Raw genomic sequence first — 20,421 nt, 5'->3', positions numbered from 1 at the left:
AGGCCGGGTTTTCGCTGGCATCAAGTAGCGACGGGGATGTGCGCTATCACGTCGACCTCGAACTTGAGAGTGCCGAGACCTCCGGACAAAGAGGTCCGGGCGGGCAGCGGTTCGGTGAAGTACTTGCGGTACTCGCGGTTGTACTCGTCGCGGTAGGAAGTGTCCCCAAGATAGGCCTTCACCTGCACGACGTCATCCATGGTTCCGCCGGCCGCCGCAAGGATCCGCTCGACGTTCGAGAACGACAGCGCCATCTCTTCGGCGAAGGTCCCGGGAACATAGGCACCGGTGTCGTCGACCGACGCCTGGCCGGAAACGAACACCAGTTCCCCGGCGCGTACCGCGGGCGTGAAGGGCAGGTGGCTGGACGGTACGTCACCAGTGATGGGGATGCGTGGCATGGAGTCCTCTCCTATCGGGTCGCTGGGACCCTGGTTCCGGGTCAAACGGCGGAGTTCGACCGATAGCGGGTTTCGGGTTCGAACGGGTACATAGGTTCGCGGCGGTTCCGGTAGCTGAAACCGATCACCGAGTTGCGGGTCACCCCGGGCGTGTCAGCCACCACCAGGCCCTCGCAGATCTCGGAGTACCCGGCACGGGGTCCGTTGACGCCCTTGCCGATCACTGCCCTGAGCTGCTCGGGCTCAATTCCGACAACCCGGTACTGGGTCGGCGAAATCGGCTGGACCACGATGGAAGTCAGAACGACGGAGACTCCGTCGTCAGTGCGGATCCCGACCATTTCGCCGCCGTCGAAGAACTGGAACCCGCCGTGGGCGATCTTGGGCTCGGAGTATTGCCCGACGTGCCGGCCGGTGATCACACCGGTCAACTGAACCTGCTCACCGTCCTGCTCGGCCGACCGTCCGCCCGCAGGAATGTCGACTCGTCCGCCGACCGGGGTCCCCTGCAGTGCCGCCACCACCAGGGGATCGAACAAGGTGATCCCGACGCCGGCCACCCGGCGCCGCAACACCTCTGCCAGCAGCACGGTCGAGTCCCCGGGACCGCCGCCACCGACGTTGTCGCCGACGTCAAGGACGAGCAGGGGCTTTTCGCCACGATGGGCATCGATCACGGTGACGACGTCGGACACCGGCCGCCCCGCGCCCTGTAGCTCAGCACGGCGATCCCATACAGCTGACGCCACACGGCGAGCGGCGTCCGCTGCCACGTCACGGTCCGGATGGGTGGCGAGAACCGACATCCCCATCTGCGCGGTGTCGGCGTACGGGAACCCCTCCAGGATGCTGACGTCCAGCATCCCTGGTTCTGACTCGACCTCGCGAGCGTATCGCAGCAGCCCTGCCATCGGTTCGGTCGACGTGTCCTGTTGGACGATGGTGACCACCAAGGGCAGTGGCTCGAGCACTATCGCCGGACGCGCACCGGTACGGACGATATCGAGCACCCGTGCCCGGCATTCGGCGCCGACGATTCGGGCGTCGATGTGTGGGTTCGTCTGATAGGCCAACAAGACGTCGACGGCATCCACCAACCGCTGCTCGACATTGGCGTGCATGTCCAGCACCGATCCGATCGGCACGTCGGGCCCGACCACAGCGCGCACCCGTTCGGCGATGTCGGCGTCGGCCGAGAGTTCTCCGTTCGCGACGGCAGCGCCGTGCAACACCAACAGGACGGCATCAACTGGGCCGGCGTCCTCGAGGTCGTCGCAGATGCGCTCCAATAAGGTGCTGTAGGCCTCGGCACTGATCGGTCCGCACGGTGTCACGAAACCCACGCCGAGCGGCAGGATGTCGACGTCAGCGTCGGCCGAACCTGCTGCGGTGTCTGAGCTTTCCTGCAGGAATCCACCAACCACAGCGTGCGAGCTCCGGTAGTGCTCGACCATGTCGCTTCCGGTGTGCCAGCCCGTCGCGAGGTAGCTGTCCAGCGTGGCTTCCACGCCCGAGAAAGTGTTTGTCTCGTGCAACAGACCGGTGATGGCCAGCCGAATCACAATGTGCCCTTTCGTTGTGCGATGGCCAGATAATCGGACACCCGGCCGGCCAGGTCGGCGATCGTGGTGATCTCGGCCGGCGATGCGGGCTTGGTGAAGCGACGCAGGTCCTTGAGCCCGTTGCCGGACAACACGACGCAGGGCCGATCGTCGGGGCCGAGTCGACCGGTCCGGACATCCTCGGCGACTGCCGCCAGACTCACGGCGGCGGCGGGTTCGACGAAGATGCCCTCACTTGTGGCCAGCAGATCCTGCGCTTGCCATACCATTTCGTCGCTCATCGTGGTACCCCAACCACCGCTGGCCCGGACTGCTTCGGCAGCAGCCGGCCCGTCCGGCGGCTCCGGCAGTTGCAGGCCCGAGACATCGGTATCGCACCGCGACACGATCGGCTCGGGCAATTCGCCGGCCAGATGGCGGGCCACCGGCGCACAGCCAGCCGGTTGGCACGCAACCACAATCGCATCGGACCCTCCGCTGCGAAGCCCCGCGGCGGTCGCGACCAGTAAACCTCCCCCACCGACCGGGACGTAGACGTGGGTGATCCCCCCGATTGCAGCTAGTTCGGTACCAATGCCCTGGGCACCGTGCATGCCCTCGGGATTATGGACGTGAGTGGTGATCGTGAGCTGCAGGTTCTCTTGCTCGGCGATCCGGCCGAGTTCGGCCATCACCACCGGGCCCATCGTCGACATCGCAACCATCTCGACGCCGTACGGCCGGATTGAGGCAAGCTTCTCCACTGGCGCGTCCGACGGCACGCAGATGAACCCGGGTAACCCAGCCCGCTGTCCGTGCGCAGCCATTGCCGCGCCACCGTTGCCGGACGAGGTACCGATCCAGCCGCGCCTCCCGGCGGTAAGGGCAGCGGCCATGGTGGCGGCGGCGATGCGGTCCTTGTAGGAGCCCGTCGGGTTCAGGTGTTCGGCCTTGGCCACCAAGGCAGGCAGCCTCCACCGCTCGGCGAGTCGCGGCAGCGAGATGACCGGGGTATTTCCAGCACCCAGATCGAGATCCGTTGGTGCAGGGGTACCCCCACTTCTCCCTGGATGCGTGGTCACGTCGTCACTTCCGCGTCTGAGTGCGAACCGACCTCGGCTGCGACGATTGCCAGGGTGTCGCCGGCGATCACCCGCGCAGGCGCTCGGAGCAGCATCACACGACCCGCGATCGGTGCGGCGACCTCAGCGACAAGATCAGCGTGCTCACCGAGGATCCGGCCGAGCGACTGTCCGGCGACAACAGGTTCACCGACCTCAACGTCGCAGACGAAGTATCCGGCGACGACGGCCACGATGCCTTCGTCGGTATTTCCCTCACCCCGGACGATGACCGATGGTCCGGCCGCGACAGGTGCGTCGACAATCATGCCCAGGTGCTGCAGGACCCGCAACACGCCGCCCGTGTAGCAGTCGAGATCCCGTTGCCGAAGCCGACCGCCGCCACGGCCCTCCACGTAGATCGACGGGATGCCGAGTCCGGCTGCCGCGGACAGGCTGCGACCGTCCGAGGATTCCGGATGCTGCCAGGTGATCGGCGCGGCGAATGCCGTCGCAACGGCGGACGCGCGCTCGGCCAGCGAACCGGTGCTGTGAAAGCCGACCAACAACGGCATGTCAAAGCCGAGACCGGCGGAATGCAGGTCGATCAACAGATCCGAGTCGGCAATCAGGTTCTCGGTGAGGTGCGCGGCGATCTGCCTGGTCGGTGAACCGGATGCATCCCCGGGGAACACCCGGGCGAGATTCTCCTGGTCAAGCGGGCTGCTACGGCAGTTCGCCGCCCAGGCCGCCGGGTGCGCAGGGGCGGCCCAACGGACGGTGCCGGCAAGACTGTCCACCCGGAGCCCGGACACCGCGGAGCGCACTGCCAGCACGCCCTCCAGTTCATCGCCATGGACGCCGCCGAGTAGCGCAACGGTCGGACCGGCGCCGCTACCCGTCAGCGTTTCGATGCTCGGGAGGTGGAACATGTCAGGCGGGTCCCGGGCCGTCGCCGACGGTGGCCGACAACGCCTCGGCGAAGGCCTGCACCGTGGTCGCGACATCATCGGCGGTGTGTGCCGTCGACAAATACCAGCGGCCGCCGGGGAGCGCGAAGACGCCGCGGCGCAACAGGTGCACGATCAGCCGGTCGTAAAAGACCTGATCCCCGGCGAAGAACTGATCCAGGGTCGAGCCGTCTCCGGTCCCGAAAAGCACCTGCACGACAGGTCCGATCTGGTTCACCGCACCGAGCACACCGCTGGCCGCGATCGCGGACCGCATTCCGGTGGCGAGTTCCTGGCCGCGAGCCTCGAAGGCTGGGTAGATCCCGTCGGCGCCCAGCGCTTCGAGTGTCGCCACCGTAGCAGCGAGCACCACCGGATTGCCGTTGTAGGTGCCGGCGTGTACCACTCCGGACGTCACCTGTTCCAGCAGCGAGGCCCGGCCCGCAATCGCCGACACCGGATAGCCGCCGGCGATCGCCTTGGCCAGTACCACCAGATCCGGCTGCACTCCGTAGCGCTCGACGGCGCCGCCGTAAGCCAGCCGGAACCCGGTGATGACCTCGTCGAATACCAGTACGGTGTCGGTCGCATCGCACAGTTCACGCAGCCCGGCGAGATAGCCCTCAGGTGGTGCAATCACACCGGAGTTGCACAGCACGGGTTCGACGAACACAGCGGCGATATCCGACTCCTGGTTCTTCAATACCGCTGCCGCCGCGTCCAAGTCGCCGAACGGAACCAGGCTGACGTCCGACAGAGCCGAGTCCAACTGCCCCGCACTGCCCAACGATTCGACCGAACCGGCGCTGTCGGGGCGGTATCCGAGCAGGAACGTATCGGACCAGCCGTGGTAGTGCCCGAGCATCTTGGCGAACCGCTTGCGCCCAGTTGCCGCCCTGGCCAGTCGTAGTGCCACCTGATTGGCCTCGGAACCGGTGTTGGACCACAGCACCCGCTCGACTCCGGGGATCGCTGCGACCACCCGCTCCGCCGCTTCGTACTCCAAGGCGTGGCCGGCGCCGTACGTTGCGCCCAGACTGATCCGGGAAGCGACCGCCTCGGTCAGGCCGGGATGCCCGTGGCCCAGGATCACCGGTCCCCAGCCGAGAACATGGTCGAGGTACGTATTGCCGTCCAGGTCCGTCATTCTCGGCCCCGAGGCCGAGGAGAAGAACAACGGGTGCGGCTTCATCGACGCCCGCATCCCTGTCGAGACGCCACCGGCCAATGACTTTTTCGCCCGCGCCCACGCGGCCTCCGATGCGGGCCACGACTCGATCAACATCTCACGGCCTCCCGGCTCCAGGTTCAGCTAGTGAAACTTTGCTTTCGCTCACTGGATACTACTGCTGAGACGGAAGTGTGGTCAATGGATCGACCGGGACGTTGGCATCTCTGTTGTTGACGGGTTCGACTCCCGACCGCTACCGTCCGGTGCGAAGCGACTGATCCGCCAGCCAAAACGGTGATTCCACTCGCTAGACCGCTGGCGACGGCCGCCCATCGATCGCGCATCACCGGAATGTCCGCGGGAGTCGTCATGTTCGATCTGGTCATCCGCAACGCCACCGTGATCGACGGAACGGGTGTGCCCGGCCGTCGAGCCGATGTCGGTGTCCGCGATGGCCGCATCGAGTCGATCGGGGTTCTCCCCGGAGAGACTCCGGCTGCCCGTACGATCGAAGCCGCCGATCGGGTCCTGGCTCCCGGCTTCATCGACATCCACACGCATTCCGACCTGCACCTGATTGCCGATGGCCTGGGCGAAAGCAAACTCAGGCAGGGCGTCACAACCGAAGTAACCGGAAACTGTTCGTTCGCACCCTTCCCGATCGAGTCGGCCCGGATCGGCCTGCACATGGACCACCTCGCCCGCGCCACCGCGCCGATTCCCCTCGACTGGTCGGATCTGGATGGCTATGCCCGGGCGCTGGATCGCGCGGGTCTCGGTCTGAACGTGGCCCCTCTCGCTGGCCACGGAACCCTGCGGGTCTGCGCCATGGGAGTTGATCAACGCCCGCCGAACCCGGACGAGCTCACGAGGATGAAGCGGGAACTGGATCGCAGCCTGGAACAGGGTGCATGGGGCCTCACCACCGGACTGACACACGTGCCGTCGGCATACGGCGAATTTGATGAGGTCGAAGAATTGGTGCGCCTGGTTGCGCGCCATGGCGGTCTCTACGCATCGCACGGCCGAGCGTCGGGCGCGGTGACCGAAACCGTCGACATCGGAAAGGCCACCGGCGCCCGCGTCCAGCACAGCCACCTGGCCCTCAATGATCCGGCGAAATGGGGCACTGCTGCAGCGTTGCTCGCAGATCTCGAAGACGCGGCCGCCGCCGGCGTGGACATAGCGTTCGACGTCTACCCGTACGTGGCTTCGTCGTCGGCCTTGACCCAGTATCTGCCGCCGTGGGTGCAGGCCGGTGGGACCGATGCGATGCGAGCTCGGCTGTCGCAGCCCACGGAACGTGCTCGTGCCCTGCGCGACATGGCTGCCGGATGGTTCGGCGGGATTCCCTTTCTGTGGGACCGGTTCACGATCTCCGACTCGCCCGACGGCTACGGCATCGCCCGAACCATCGACGATCTCGCTGCTGAGACCGACACCGACCCCTACGAATTCACCCTCAGTCTGTGCGAGCGGTATGGCAACACCGTCGGCGTGGTGCTCTTCTACCGCTCCGAAACGGACGTGGAGGCGTTTCTGGCCCACCCGATGGGATGCGTGGGCTCGGACGGCAACGCCGTTCCGCTGCGTCAGGGCAGCGCCCGAATCCATCCCCGCTCGTTCGGGACCTTTCCGCGGGTCCTGGGCCGGTACGTCCGGGAGCGCGGCACGCTCAGCCTGGCGAGTGCCGTCAACAAGTTGAGCGGCCGACCCGCCGAGGTCCTCAGACTCAAGGGTCGCGGGCTGATCCGCCTCGGATACGCCGCCGATCTCGTCCTGCTCGATCCGGAAACCGTCGCCGACACCACCGATTTCGGCCAGCAGCCGTCCGCTCCGCTGGGGATCGATCTGGTCGTCGTCAACGGCACAGTGATGGTGGACCATGGCGTCGTCGGTACGGACCGACCCGGCCACGTCCTGCTCCGGGGTCAGTAGCGCCTCGCCCGACGGCCATCGAAGGTTGGCGCCACCCGACGGCAGGACTCGGTGGTCATGGCATTCCGGTGGACAATCCGGCGCCCAGCAAAGCCGGTAGGCACAACGCGGAGTACTGAGCCAGTGCGCCTGTGTGGGCCGGTCTGGGGGGCTGCCAACGCGCGCGTCGTGCGTCGAGTTCCCGACCAATGGCGACCGCATCCGCCTGCACGCCTGCGATCCCGACCAGATCGAGACCGCCGGCGCCGATGTCGATCTCGATGAGATCGCCATCGACGACGAACGCGAGCGGACCGCCGTCCAGCGCCTCCGGGTAGGCGTAGCCCACGCAGGGTCCGCGACTCGCCCCGGAGAACCGGCCGTCGGTGACCAACGCGGTGGTGGCACCCAGGCCCGGATCAGCGGCCACCAGCTCCGACAGGAAGAACAGCTCCGGCATCCCCGTGGCCTTCGGACCCTGGTAGCGCACCACGATCACGTCACCGGCGTCGACCCGGCCGGACACCACCGCGTCGACGGCGTCGGGTTCGGTGTCGAATACTTTGGCCGGACCGACATGTCGCTGCATGTTCTCGGCAACTGCATGGGATTTGACCAGCGCACCCTCCGCGAGGTTCCCGGTCAACAGAACGGTGGATCCGCTGGCGTACACCGGCTCCCCCGCTGAATGGATCACTTGTCGGGCCTGGACGTGGTAGTTCCCCAGGAACAGGGCGGCCTGGCGCTGCAACTGTGATCCGGAGAGCCGTTCCAGGTTCTCACCAACGGTGCGACCGCTGACGGTGATCGCGTCCAGGTGCAGGCGGTCTGCGAGTTGCGTCATCAGTTGCGGGACTCCCCCGGCGTACCAGAACAGTTCGGTCGGGTAGCGGCCCGCGGTCTTTGCATCCACCAGTACCGGAGTGCTCCGGTGGATGCGGTGGAAGTCTTCGGCGGTCAGCTCGATGCCCGCTTCCCGGGCAATGGCGATCAGGTGCATCACCCCGTTCAGCGAACCGCCGATGGCCGCATGCACCATGATCGCGTTCTCGAAGGCTTCTCGGGTGAGCACCGTCCTCGCCGTGATCCCCGCTTTCAGCAGCGCCATCACACCGATGCCTGCTGCCCTGGCCGCCCGCCGGAGTTCGGCCATGGTCGCCGGTACCAACGCCGACCACGGCAGTGCCATGCCGAGGGCCTCGGCCATCACCTGCATAGTGGCGGCCGTGCCCATGTATTGGCAGGCTCCGCAACCCGGACAGGCGAATCGCTGGAAGGCCAGGAATTCTTCCCTCGGCAGGGTGCCCCTGGTGACCTCGACGCTCATGTTCCACAGTTCCTCGTTGGACCGCAGCTGCGGCCCAGAGGCCATCGCCCCGCCGGGGACGTGGATTGCCGGCAGGTCAAGACGGGCGAGAGCGATCAGGTGCGCGGGTCCCGCCTTGTCCCCGGACGAGGACGTGACGACCGCATCGAACGGTGTCGCCCTGGCATGGATCTCCACCATGTCCGCGATGAATTCACGCGACGCCAGCGGGAAGTTCATCCCGCTGTGAGCCTGCGCGATGCCGTCGCAGATATCGGTGGTGGTGTAGTCGGCGGGCTTGCCACCGGCCTGCAGCACGCCCTTGCCGATCTCGTCAGCCAACTCCCCTAGGTGGTAGGAACTCGGGTGCGACGAGCCCGCAGTTGTTTCCACCAAGATCTGCGGCAAAGACAGGTCTCCCACCGACCAGTCCATGGACAACCGCAGCGCATCGCCCTCGAAACTCACCGTCCTGGTCCGCTGGCTGGCGAGCCTGTTATCGACGTCCGGCAGGATCTCGGCGTGGTCTTCAGTGGGCTGAACGATCATGGCAGACTCCGTTCTTTGTGCACCTTCACCGTTCTCGACGGTGCTCCGACATCGCGGCCAGCGGTCTCCGGCTGGGCCGCCGACGTCACCGGGCCAGAAGCCCCTTGACGATCGCCGCCACCGCACCCACCGCGGTGAGCGCGATCAACATCCAACGGAGATTGGCACCAGACCAGCGCCGGACGATGAATTCGCCGGCCACCGTCCCGATCAGCAGCGCACCGATGGCGACCACCAGGTCTGTCCACGGCAGTGAGGGGAAACCCTTGAACCCCAGCGACAACGCGTTCATCACGATCGCACAGACAGGCACGGTGGCAACGAACCCTGGTCCGGTCCAACGTTGCGCCAGGCCGTACAAGGCCAACGCCGGGCCACCAACCCCGGCGAGCACGTTCAGCGTCGCCGAGAGGACCCCCGCGGGAAGGGCCCCGAGACGGCCGGCCAGGATCCGCGGCGGCGCGGTCCGGAGCACCAGCAGGATGGCGACCAGCAGCAACACCCCGATCAAAAGCGATAGGGCAGCCTGCGGCAGTCCACGGGCCAGCAGAGCCCCTGCCGGCACCACCACCAGCGCCGGCAGCGAGAGTTCGGCGGCCCGGCGCCACTCGATCCGCTTCCAGTGGGTGGCTACCATTGCCAGCGCGGTGATCAGACTGAGCAGGTTGCACAGCAGGACACCCTGGAAAGGTCCGAGCAACAGCACCAGCAGCGGCGAGGCCACCAGCGCGAAACCCAGTCCCGTCAACCGGACCACGATCGCACCGGCGATCACACAGGCGCCGATCACGATCAACGTCATGAGAGGGGCTCGTGAGCATCGCTCACGCCCGCGTGTCGTCGGGGCGGACGCCTGCCGGCCAGTAACGGCAACTCGCTCCGTGGCCACCGTCGAACAAGTGCCACTCCGGCGAGCCGTCTTCCCGGTGGTTCCGACCGAATACGCATTCGCCCTCCGGTTCAGGTGCCGACCGCAGATCTGCCTGCACCGGTGGCGCCGCCAACCGAGCACGCTGCACGTCTGGATCGGGCACCGGCACCGCATCCAGCAGGATCCTGGTGTACGGATGCCGCGGCCGGGCGTAAACGTCGGCCACGTCGCCGAGCTCGACGATCCGGCCGGCGTACATCACCGCGACCCGATCGGCGATCTGTTGTACGACAGCCAGATCGTGCGCGATGAACAGGTACGACACGCCCAGCCGCTGCTGCAGCGAGGTGAGCAGCTCGACGATCTGTGCCTGGATCCGGACGTCGAGTGCCGAAACCGGCTCGTCACAGACAACGAAGTCCGGGTCAACAGCCAGCGCCCGGGCGATGACGATCCGCTGACGCTGGCCGCCGGAGAACTCGTGCGGATAGCGGCGCCGGACCTCGGCATCCAGGCCGACCAGGTCCAGTAATTCGTCAACCCTGGCGTCGATCCCGCTCGCCGGAACCGTCCTGTGCACCCGCAGTGGTTCGGCCAGGATCCCCTCCACCGTCATCCGGGGATGCAGGCTGGAGTACGGGTTCTGCAGCACGAACTGCATATGTCGCCGCATGCCACGCAGTTCGCCCGGGCGCATCCCCCCGAGCTCACGACCGAGCAACCGCACCGATCCGCTCGACGGCAGCAGCTGCAGGATCGCCCGGCCGGTCGTCGTCTTGCCCGAACCCGACTCGCCGACCAGACCCAGCGTCGTCCCAGCAGGGATGTCCAGGTCCACCACGTCGACCGCGGCGACGGCCGAATGCCCCCTGCGCGCCGGAAAGGTCACTCCGAGGTCGCGCACCATCAGGACCGGCTCGCTATCGGACTGCCCGGCTTCGACGGGGGGAACGCGATGCTGCTGGGAGATCGGCACGGACATCAGGTTCCCTCCGGCAGTTCGATCCGTGGGACCGCTTGGATCAACGCCTTGGTGTAGTCCTCGCGAGGCGAATGCATGATCGCATCGACGCTGCCGGATTCCACCACCTCGCCGCGGTACATCACGTAGACCCGGTCGACCATTCCGGCGATCACGCCGAAGTCGTGGGTGATGAGCATCAACGACATGCCCAGTTCTTCCCGCAGCCGGATCAGCAGCCGCAGGATCTGCGCCTGCACGGTGACATCCAGCGCGGTGGTGGGTTCGTCGGCGATCAGCAGTTCCGGTTCGCAGGACACGGCGACGGCAATCAACACCCGTTGCCGCATGCCCCCGGAGAACTGGTGCGGGTGGTCGTTGGCCCGCTGCGCCGGCTCACGAATGCCCACCAGGTCGAGCAACTCAACGGTCCGGCTTCGCGCGGCTCTCCGGGACCATCCTCGGTGCCGCCGCAGCATGTCGTCGATCTGGTCGCCGATCGTCAGCACCGGGTTCAGCGAGGTCATCGGATCCTGGAACACCATGCCGACCTGTCGGCCGCGGATGTCCTGCATCTGTTTGTCCGACAACCCCAGCAGCTCTCGGCCATTGAACAGCACCGACCCGGTCCGTTCGATGGTGGATCCCTCAGGCTCCAGTCCGAGCACGCTGCGAGCGGTGACGCTCTTGCCACTGCCGGACTCGCCGACGAAGCCGACCGATTCGGCCCGGCCGACTTCGAAGTCGATGCCGCGCAGGGCGGGCACCCTGTGGCCGTGGCCCTCGAAGGTGGCTGTCAAGCCGCGAACCCGGAGCAGGGCAGCGGCCTCGCCCTCCACGGGAGCATCATCCTTCGGCAGGACCGGATCGCCGGACATCATCGTTGCCCCGCAACGTCAAACCGGTCCCGCAGCCCGTTGGCGAGCACGATGAAGGTGAGGGTGGCGAAGACGATCGCCGCGGCCGGCGCGATCACGTTCATCGGTGCGAGTTCCATGAACTGCCGACCGCTGGACAGTTCCCCACCCCAGTTCGGGTCGGGCGGGGGCGGGCCGAGGCCGAGGAACGACAGCGCGGTGATCGTAAAGATCGCTCTGGAGAGCATCAGGCTGGTCTCCACCAGGATCGGTGAGACCACCATCGGCAGGATGTGCCGCGTCGCGATCCGGAACTCGGAGAGCCCGACACTACGGGCCGCCTCGACGTGGTCCCAGCGTTTCACCGACAGCACCGGCCCGCGGACCACCCTGGCCATGCTGGGGGTGTACACGATCGCGATGGTCAATATCAGGTTCGGGATGGTCGGCCCGAGGGCCGCGACGACGGCGACGGCCAGCAGGAAGGCGGGGAAGGCGAACAACACGTCCAGCACCCGCATGATCGCCTGATCGACTGCACCGCCGAGGTAGCCGGCGAGCAATCCGAGGATCGCGCCGATCAGTAGCGCCAGAACGACTGCTATGACCGTGATGGACAGGGTCGCCCGGCCGCCGATGATCATGCGGCTCAACACATCCCGGCCGATCGAGTCGGTGCCGAGCAGATGCTCGGCGCTCGGGCCCGCCAGCGATTGGGGGCTGGTCAGCTCGGCCGGGTACGGCGCCAGCCACGGGCCGGCCACGACGATGGCCAGCAGGACGAACGCCATGACCGACCCGAGGATCAGTAGTCCGCGACCGCCGCGGCGACGGCGGGCCACAGGAACCGGAACAGCGAGTGGGGTACCGACGATGTCACTCATAGCTCACCCGCGCATCCACCCGGGCGTAGGCGATGTCGACCGCGACGTTCACCAGCACGACCACGACGGCAACGAGCAGCACGATGCCCTGGATCACCGGGTAATCCCGGCTGGTGACCGAATCGAACAACAACTGCCCCATACCCGGGATGTTGAAGATGGATTCGACAACGATGCTGCCGCCCAGCAGCGAGGCGTACTCCAGACCAGCGACGGTGATCACCGGCGTCATCGAGTTCTTGATCAGGTAGCGGCGCAGGATGTTTCCTCGCCGCAACCCTTTCGCCCTCGCGACCATCACGAAGTCCTGGCTGGATACCTCCAGCACCGCGGCCCTGGTGTTCTCGGAGATGGTCGCGGAGATGGCCAGCGCCAGGGACAACGCCGGCAACAGGAGGCTGCCGATGTTCGCCAGCAGATCCTCTGAGATCGGTGTGAACCCGAACACCGATAGCTGGGGCAGGTACAGCCCGGCCAGCAGGACGATCAGCGTGGCCACCACAAAGTTCGGCACGGCGACCAGAAAACCGTTGAGGCCGCGGACTATCCACTCGGCCTTGCCGCGCAGCCGGGCTGAGATCAGGCCGGTGGTGCCGCCGAGCAGCAACGCCAGGATCGCCGCAATCAAGGTGAGCTCCGCAGTTACCGCCAATCGGCCGAACAGCTCGGTGGTGACCGGTCGATTCGTGGCGAACGAGGTGCCGAGGTCGCCTCCGAAGGCACTGGTCAGCCAACTCCAGTACTGCTGCCAGATCGGGCCGTCCAGGCCGAGGTTCTTCCGTTGTTGATCGAGCATCTCCGGAGTGGCACCCGGCATGGTGCCGGCCACCTGCTCTGCGAAATCGCCGGGCAGAGCACGAACCAACAGGAACGAGACGATCGACACTCCGAAGAGGATCGGGATCGCCCACGCCAGCCGGACCAGAACCAGACGACGCATCGCCTACTGATCCCGCCAGGTGCTGCGCACATAGGTCCGGCTGTTCGCCGGCAGCGCCACATAGTCGTGGATGTAGTTCCACCACATCTCCCAGCGCAGCGGATATTGGTAGATCTGCAGGCAGTACACCTGGTCGGCAACCATCTTCTGCAGATCCTGGTACAGGGCAGCCCGCTTGGTGTTGTCCAGCTCGGCGCGGGCCTTGTCTGCCAGCTCGTCGTAGGCGGTGTCGGTCTGTCCCATCGCCTTGCCGTAGGTGCTGGTGCTCCGCAACCGGTCGCAGATCGCATCAGGGTCAGGGGACCACGACAGCGCGACCGACAGCAGCCCGTAGTCGCCGCTGGACCACATCTCCAGCAGTGGAGCGGTTTCGATCGGCTTGAGCGCTACCGTGATGCCGGCCTCGGCCCACTGTTGCTGCAGGATCTGCGAACATTGCACGTCGAGGTCATTGGCCGCCACCACGATGTAGTCGCCGAGGTCGATCCCGTCCGGATGGCCGGCATCGGCTAGCAACTTCTTCGCCTGCGCCACATCGCGCTGGTAGTAAGGGAGTTCGGTCGTGCCGTCGTAGCCGCCCACCTGGCTCTCCGGGATCATCGCACCGACCTTGCCGGATCCGGCGAGAACCGTTTGCACGCAGACATTCCGGTCGGTCGCCAGACTCAGCGCCCGACGGACCTGGACGTCGTCGAACGGTGCCTTGGACTGGTTGATCCAGATCGGGAAGGTCCGTGACGTCTGCCCGGGCGCCGATACCAGCTCCGGTGCGGATTTGACGATCTGTGCGGCGACCTTCGGATCCTTCAGCCACGTCATATCGATGGCTTTGGATCGCAGCGCCGAGGTGATCGAGGACTGATCCTTGAAGAACGTGAACACGACGGTGTCCAGCAGCGGCAGGTCCTTCTCGAAGTAGCTGTCGAAAGTGGTGAGGGTGAATTTTTGGTTGGGGGTGTAGGAGTCGAATTTGAACGGGCCGGACCCCACGGGTTTGGTGTCCTGCCCGGCAACTCCCTTGGGCACGATCGACCCGATCGCCGGCGAGGCCAGGTAGGCAAGGAACGCGGCATCCGGCGTCTTCAGTTCGAATTTCACGGTGAGTTCGTCGACCACGGTTACCTTTTTCACCGTCGCGTAAATCGAAGCATGCGAGCTGGCGTTCTTCTCGTCGAAGATGAAGTCGAAGGTGTACTTGACGTCGTCGGCGGTCAGGGCCTGTCCGTTATGGAACTTGACGTCGTCGCGCAGCTTGAAGATGTACGTCGTGTCGTCAGGAGTCTCGTACGAAGCAGCCAGGTCCGGTTCGATCTCCATCTTTGGGCTCCACTTCAGCAGGCCGTTGAACAACAGCGCAATGAAGTCGTAGGACGAAAACGCCGTGGTGGTGTGCGGATCGAGGCCGATCGGGTCCGCGTCGGCACCGATGGTCAGCGTGCCGCCGCGTTGTGACTGCCCCGTGCTGGTCGCGTCGCCGGCCCCGGCGGCGCTCGTTCCGGCCGCGGTGGCCGCTGAGCTTTCGGCGCCTGCCGCGCCATCGGTGCCACAGGCGGCCAGCAGGGCCGGGCCGAATACGACCGCGCCGGCCGCGGCGCCGTACCGGAACAGCGACCGTCTGTTCATCACCCAGGCGGCGGCAGACATGCGAGAAGTCGACTCGCTCATGACTTTCCCTTCACGGAGGTTTGTGCGGTGTGCGCAGGGTCAGTGGTGCGGTGGGTATGTCGTTTCCGGTTCGAACGGGTACATCGGGCGCGGGCGGCGCCGGTAGCTGAATTGGTCGATCGACGCCCGGGTGACGCCAGGCGTATCCACCATCAACATGGTCGGGCAGATCCGGCCGTAGCCTGCCTTCGGGGAGTGGACACCCTTGCCCACGATGGCGGTGAACTCGGTCGGCTCGACGCCGACCATCCGCAGCAGTTCCGCCGAGGTGTTTCCCTGCGGATGGGTGGTCACCACCACGGCGTTGCCGATGCTGGTCCGCAGCGCGACTGTTGGGCCGACGTTGAACCGGCTGAACCCGCCGTGAGTCGGTCCGGAGTCGGTGAACTCGCCGTCGGATCGTCCGGTGATCACCGCTTCGACAGTCTGCGGCGTTCCATCCTGTTCGGCGCTGCGCCCACCAACTGTGGCCGTCACCCGGGCGCCGATCTCTTGGTCGGCCAACGCCCGCACGCAGGCAGGATCCCAGAGGGTGAAAGCGATACCACCGACCCCCTGCTCCTGGGCGGCCTGCAGCAAAACAGTGGAGTCGCCGCAACTGCCGCCACCGACGTTGTCACCGACGTCCAGTAATAGGATCGGACCAGGCCCGGTGTGGACGCAGACGGCGGCAAGCGCGTCGTCGACACTCGGTGCGCTGTCCTGCAGATGGTCCCTCGCCGCCCAGATGGCTGCGGCAACATCGGCGGCCGCTGCCCGAGCCACCGTCTCGTCGTCGTGGTGGCTGGCCACCACCGCCATGCCCATCTGTTCGACATCGGCGTACGGGAATCCCTCCGCCACGCTGACGTCCAGCATGCCCTCTTCGGATTCCCACTTCGCGCATCGGGCGAGGATCTCCGCCATAGGTTCATCCTGGGTTCCCTGGCGCAGGATGTTCACCACCAACGGCAACCGCTCGAGCACCGTGGCCGGCCGCGGCTGTCCGGAGGCAATGGCGATGACGCCGGCGCGGCACTCGAGCGCCTGCCGGCTGGCGTCGATGTGCGGGTTCGTCTGGTAGATCCGCAGGACGTCCACGGCGTCGACCAACTGCTGATCCACGTTGGCGTGCATGTCCAGCACGACGCCGATCGGCACATCCGGTCCGACCGTCGCCCGGACCCGGACGGCTATCTCGGCGTCGGCATGCTCGACGTCCTCTGCGACGGCGGCACCGTGCAGGCCGAGCAGTACACCGTCCCAGCTCTCGCCGGCCAGCGAACGACAGATCTCCCGGGTGGTTTCCGCAAAGGTGTCGGCGGTGAAGGTGCCCATCGCGCCGGCTCGAAAGCTGACCAAGGGAACCAATTCGACCCCGTCCGGCACGTCTGGGTCGAGAAATCCGGCCAGCGTCGACGTCGAACCCGCGTAGTGCTCGGTGATCTGCTGGCCGAGATGGATATCGCCGCGATTCCGCATCCCCTCAATCGTCGCGTGGACGCTGGAGAACGTGTTGGCTTCCAGGCTGAGGCCCACCACTGCAAGACGCATCGCTGCCCCTGTTCACCGGAACTTCGGGTTTGATCGGACACTGGGTCGGAACGAAGGTTCGATTTCATTGGATGCAACCCAGGTCCCATTCTTAGCATCCGCGGACCCAGCGCGCAATACTTCGCAGGCCGGGACGATGTTTCCACCTGATGGACAGGCTCCCGCGTGGGCGGCGCTCGCCCGGGTCGTTGACCGACGTCTGTAGAGACTGCATACTCAGACCGTGATTCCATCATCTGGAACGGAACGGGGAGGCGCAGTCGTGAGACCGACCTGGAACGTCACCTTGAGGAGGCAGCGCTATGGCAGCTGACGCCGATTCCCCGACGGCCTATCCGATCCGTTCGGTGGATCGGGTGTGCGACATTCTGGACACGCTCGCGAATTCTTCGATGGGCGTCACCCTCACCGAGGTCTCCGAGGCGACCGGCCTGCCAAAGAGTTCGACCTTTCGCTACTTGTCGGCCCTTGAAGCCCGCCACTACGTGGAACGCGCGAACGACAACGTCAGTTACCGCCTGGGCCCGGCGTTCCGTCCGCAGCACACCCGGAGGATCTCGCAGCTGGCCGAATTGGCCCGCCCCGCCCTGGAACGACTACGCGACAAGATCGACGAGACGACCAACCTCGGGCTGCTCGACGGAACAAGTGTCGTGCACAGCGTTGTGTGCGAGAGCAAGCAGATGATGCGCTTGGCCGCGCACGTCGGCGACCGGGGGTACGTCCATGCGACTGCTCTCGGCAAGGCCATGGCGGCGACCTTGCCCGACGACCGCGTCCGGTCGATCCTGACCGCCGCTGGGATGCCCGTCATCACCTCCGAAACGATCACCGATCCAGACGCGTTCCTTGCCGAACTCGGGGACATCCGGGAGTCCGGGTACGCCATCGACCATGCGGAGAACCAGGGCGGCGGACTGTGTGTCGCGGCAGCGATCCAAAAGATCGGCTTCCCGGCGGCCGTCAGCGTTTCGGCCCCGTCCAGCCGATTCACTCCCGACCAGGTGCCGGCGGTGGCGAAGTCGCTGCAGAAGATCGCCAAAGACCTGTCGCGACAGATGCGGAGCTAGCACCTTCATGGACGCGACCAACCACTGGCTGATCCCCGACGACCAGCGGATCGACTGGCGCAGCAAGGCCTTCGGTCCCGGTCAGCTGGGACGCACCATTGGCGATTTGGTGGCCGACCAGACCGTCGTCAGTGACCTGCCGACCCCGTTGGTCACCCTGGACGCCGCCGCCCTGGAATACAACATCGAGGTCATGGCCGAGTTCCTCAACGCCGGCGACCTCCTCCTCGCGCCACACGGCAAGACCACCATGGCCCCGCAACTCTGGCATCGGCAACTTCGGGCAGGAGCCTGGGGAATCACTGTCGCGACGCCGTGGCAAATGCGGGTCGCCGTTCAGCATGCTGTCCCAACTATCATGCACGCCGGGGCGATGTTGGCCCCGGGCGATCTGGCCTTTGTCGCCAGGCACCTCGACGCCGACCCGCGGGCGCGCGTGCTCGTGTGGGCCGACTCGCCGGCCGTGGTCGCTGTGATCGCTCATGGATTTCCGACGAGCGGACGCAAGTTGGAGGTGTTGGTCGAAAGGGGCGGCCCAGGAGCCCGTACTGGTGCCCGCACCCTGGAGGAAAGCCTGCACACAGCAGAAGCGGTCGCGGCGGCGCCGAACCTGACGTTGGCCGGCGTCAGCGCCTGGGAAGGGTCGCTCGTCGGGACGTCCGGACCGAACGGCCGGGACGTCGTCGCCCGATTCTGCGACGGAGTCGCCGACACCCTCGAATCAGCTGTCCAGAACGGACTACTCTCCCCGGACGATCGCCCGGTGCTGACCGGTGGCGGCAGCGCCTACTTCGACATCGTGGCCGAACGGTGGGGCAGGCTGCGCGGTCTGGGTGCGCAGATCGTCCTTCGGTCAGGGTGTTACCTGACACATGACGACGGCGGCTATGCCAAGTCGTCACCGTTCGGTCGCACCGTCGGCCGACCGCTCCGGGCGGCCCTGCACGCCTGGGGCCAGGTAGTGTCACGGCCGGAGTCGGGGCTCGCCCTGCTGAACTTCGGTAAGCGGGATGTCACGTTCGACAGCGCTTTCCCTGTGCCCCAAGCGATCCGCGGCCGCGACGAGACCGGGATCGATGCGGCTCTGGCCGGAGCACACATCAGCGAAGCGAATGATCAGCACTCGTACCTGCGACTGGATCCTGACTCTGATCTCAAAGTCGGCGAGGTGGTCCGCTGCGGCATCGCCCACCCGTGCCTGACCTTTGACAAGTGGACAGTGATCCCAGTGCTCGATCGGACCGACGTGGCCGAGCCGCGCATGATCGGCGCGGTCCGCACCATTTTCTGAGCCGCGACATAACTCTGCACCAGCGGGCCGGTTATGCAACATCACTCGCGACGGTCGTGGCCGTCGAGACTTACCGGTACCTGGAACATGGCGAATCGACTCGCTCCATCGCTAGCACAGTCGGCGTGCAGCTTCCAGTGCCGCACGGACTATCTGCCGGGCTTGCCGCTCCACTCGGAGTAGAAGGTCCAGATCTCGTTCCAGGCCTGTTCCGGAACGATCTCCCCAACCCGGGTCTGCAGGGCGATCGGGTCAGCGATTCCGGAGGTGAACACCTTGTCGAAGTCCGGATGGTCGGTCGTCATGGTCACCGAGGCAGCCGGCCCGCTGGTGCCACTTGGTTCCCCGTCACCGGCAAGCATGACGGCGATCCGGCATAGGTTCTCGCCGTGCAAATCCGCCTCGTCCAGGGCGAAGTCGACGCTCTTGGTCTGGCGGTCATCGGGACCGCCGACGTGCATGGTCAGGACGCCCTGGGTGTTGTCGAACTCGAGCTCCCATTCGTAGAACGTGGCCGGGTCGTTCTCACCGTTCGTGACGGTCATCGTGCCCAGGACCAGGGCTGCACACTGGCCACCGGGAGACGAGGCGCCCGGCAGTTGGACGGTGGTCCGGTCGCCGCCGCTGGTCGAACCCGACTGTTGGGCGAGCCAGTTCCGGAAGTCGGCCATGATGTTTTCCAGCAGTTCCGGCGGCAAGGAATCCAGCACGTCGTCCTCGAAGCCGGCGGCGGTCTTCTCGTCCAACTCCGAACGGCCCTGTTCCCCGCTGCCCAGAGTGATGGCGGCGTAGGCCCGCTTGTCGTCCGTGTCCTTCTCCCCGTCCTTCGCGCCGTGGTCGGCCACCATGGTGCAGAGCCGGAAATCGCGGTCGGCGTCAGCAGGCACGTCGTAGGTCCAGGACTTGGCCTTGTCTCCGGATTCCAGTTTGAACAGCCCGGGTTCGCCGGGGTGCAGCGTCAACCACCAGCGGTACCGATTGCCGGTGTCCTGGTCGATCTCGAACTCGAGCACCAACTCCTGATACTTCCCACACTCCGCGGTCGACGCCTGCTCCGGAAGATTCGCATCCGCGGATCCTGGTGTCGCAGTCACGTCCGAGGAGGTCGATGCCGCCGGGGACGACACAGACGACACAGACGACGGCACCATCGGCTCTCCGGCTTGCTGGGTCGAGCAACCGGCAAGCACTGTCGAGCCCGCGAGCACGGCGACGGCCACTCGGAGCATCGGGAATCGGAGGTTACGGACAGTAATGGTCATACCGGTGAGACGGCCGGCGTCGCCGGAAAGATCCGATATGGCGCAGAACGTTCCGAACTGTCCGTTATTGGTGAATCGTGCTCTGCCGGGCCCAACACAGCGGGTTTTGCCTGCTCGCGGCCAGCCGGTAAGGTGGGGAGGTTGCCTCGGCGAGGGCGGAACAGTCCAGCGACGGACAGGTTCGGCCGTGA

Annotated in this window: 17 protein-coding genes; 3 read left to right on the top strand and 14 right to left on the bottom strand. The window is 66.1% G+C overall.

Features of this window, described 5'->3' with window-relative positions; genetic code table 11:
* Positions 1-20: 20 nt before the first annotated feature.
* The 5 genes from K340_RS0116315 to K340_RS0116295 are packed head-to-tail and all read right to left on the bottom strand — an operon-like array spanning position 21 to position 5,238.
* Positions 21-401: a RidA family protein gene (locus tag K340_RS0116315; RefSeq protein ID WP_029137502.1), complete on the bottom strand. Its 381-nt coding sequence runs from the start codon at positions 399-401 to the stop codon at positions 21-23.
* A gap of 41 nt (positions 402-442) precedes the next feature.
* Complete coding sequence (locus tag K340_RS0116310) at positions 443-1,963, bottom strand: M81 family metallopeptidase (RefSeq protein WP_029137501.1); 1,521 nt, start codon at positions 1,961-1,963, stop codon at positions 443-445.
* Positions 1,960-3,024 carry a pyridoxal-phosphate dependent enzyme gene (locus K340_RS0116305; RefSeq protein ID WP_084614543.1) on the bottom strand — a complete coding sequence of 355 codons (1,065 nt, stop codon included), beginning with the start codon at positions 3,022-3,024 and terminating at the stop codon, positions 1,960-1,962. The genes K340_RS0116310 and K340_RS0116305 overlap by 4 nt, the downstream gene beginning before the upstream one ends.
* Entirely contained in the window at positions 3,021-3,935 is a 915-nt protein-coding gene (locus K340_RS34435) for a succinylglutamate desuccinylase/aspartoacylase family protein (protein ID WP_029137499.1), read from the bottom strand. The genes K340_RS0116305 and K340_RS34435 overlap by 4 nt, the downstream gene beginning before the upstream one ends.
* Position 3,936: 1 nt before the next feature.
* Positions 3,937-5,238: an aspartate aminotransferase family protein gene (locus K340_RS0116295; protein ID WP_029137498.1), complete on the bottom strand. Its 1,302-nt coding sequence runs from the start codon at positions 5,236-5,238 to the stop codon at positions 3,937-3,939.
* A 255-nt stretch (positions 5,239-5,493) separates the two neighbouring features.
* Here K340_RS0116295 and K340_RS0116290 point away from each other — a divergent pair, with 255 nt between their 5' ends.
* Positions 5,494-7,062: an N-acyl-D-amino-acid deacylase family protein gene (locus K340_RS0116290; protein WP_037365160.1), complete on the top strand. Its 1,569-nt coding sequence runs from the start codon at positions 5,494-5,496 to the stop codon at positions 7,060-7,062.
* 55 nt (positions 7,063-7,117) lie between these two features.
* Here K340_RS0116290 and ilvD read toward each other — a convergent pair whose 3' ends face one another.
* The 8 genes from ilvD to K340_RS0116250 form a co-directional block, all read right to left on the bottom strand.
* Positions 7,118-8,896 (bottom strand): dihydroxy-acid dehydratase, encoded by a 1,779-nt coding sequence (gene ilvD / locus K340_RS0116285; protein WP_051266568.1) that lies wholly within the window; start codon positions 8,894-8,896, stop codon positions 7,118-7,120.
* Between the two features lie 85 nt (positions 8,897-8,981).
* A complete protein-coding gene (locus K340_RS0116280) occupies positions 8,982-9,698 on the bottom strand; it encodes a sulfite exporter TauE/SafE family protein (RefSeq protein ID WP_029137495.1) in 717 nt (238 codons plus the stop codon).
* A 22-nt stretch (positions 9,699-9,720) separates the two neighbouring features.
* Positions 9,721-10,749, bottom strand: coding sequence for an ABC transporter ATP-binding protein (locus K340_RS30700; protein WP_084614540.1), 1,029 nt, complete (start codon positions 10,747-10,749; stop codon positions 9,721-9,723).
* Positions 10,749-11,567, bottom strand: a complete 819-nt coding sequence (locus K340_RS30695) for an ABC transporter ATP-binding protein (protein ID WP_211229486.1) — start codon at positions 11,565-11,567, stop codon at positions 10,749-10,751. Before K340_RS30695 ends, K340_RS30700 begins: the two co-directional genes overlap by 1 nt.
* 38 nt (positions 11,568-11,605) lie before the next feature.
* Positions 11,606-12,469 (bottom strand): ABC transporter permease, encoded by an 864-nt coding sequence (locus tag K340_RS0116265; RefSeq protein WP_037365158.1) that lies wholly within the window; start codon positions 12,467-12,469, stop codon positions 11,606-11,608.
* Positions 12,462-13,409 (bottom strand): ABC transporter permease, encoded by a 948-nt coding sequence (locus tag K340_RS0116260; protein WP_029137493.1) that lies wholly within the window; start codon positions 13,407-13,409, stop codon positions 12,462-12,464. The genes K340_RS0116265 and K340_RS0116260 overlap by 8 nt, the downstream gene beginning before the upstream one ends.
* A gap of 3 nt (positions 13,410-13,412) precedes the next feature.
* The gene (locus tag K340_RS0116255) at positions 13,413-15,053 is read right to left on the bottom strand and encodes an ABC transporter substrate-binding protein (RefSeq protein ID WP_211229485.1); all 1,641 of its coding nucleotides are present in this window, start codon (positions 15,051-15,053) and stop codon (positions 13,413-13,415) included.
* A gap of 60 nt (positions 15,054-15,113) precedes the next feature.
* Positions 15,114-16,607: a M81 family metallopeptidase gene (locus tag K340_RS0116250; protein WP_029137491.1), complete on the bottom strand. Its 1,494-nt coding sequence runs from the start codon at positions 16,605-16,607 to the stop codon at positions 15,114-15,116.
* A gap of 302 nt (positions 16,608-16,909) precedes the next feature.
* On the opposite strand from K340_RS0116250, the gene K340_RS0116245 reads away from it, so the two are divergent.
* Both K340_RS0116245 and K340_RS0116240 read left to right on the top strand, forming a co-directional pair.
* Positions 16,910-17,677: an IclR family transcriptional regulator gene (locus tag K340_RS0116245; protein ID WP_029137490.1), complete on the top strand. Its 768-nt coding sequence runs from the start codon at positions 16,910-16,912 to the stop codon at positions 17,675-17,677.
* Positions 17,678-17,684: 7 nt separating this feature from the next.
* Positions 17,685-18,968: a type III PLP-dependent enzyme domain-containing protein gene (locus K340_RS0116240; protein WP_051266564.1), complete on the top strand. Its 1,284-nt coding sequence runs from the start codon at positions 17,685-17,687 to the stop codon at positions 18,966-18,968.
* Positions 18,969-19,117: 149 nt separating this feature from the next.
* Here K340_RS0116240 and K340_RS0116235 read toward each other — a convergent pair whose 3' ends face one another.
* A complete protein-coding gene (locus K340_RS0116235; RefSeq protein WP_154674300.1) occupies positions 19,118-20,062 on the bottom strand; it encodes a hypothetical protein in 945 nt (314 codons plus the stop codon).
* Positions 20,063-20,421: the final 359 nt, after the last annotated feature.

The sequence above is a fragment of the Nakamurella lactea DSM 19367 genome (assembly GCF_000426645.1).
Taxonomy (GTDB): Bacteria; Actinomycetota; Actinomycetes; order Mycobacteriales; family Nakamurellaceae; genus Nakamurella; species Nakamurella lactea.
The sequence above is the reverse complement of the archived record's forward strand: the minus strand, read 5'-3'. Positions and strand labels throughout refer to the sequence as shown.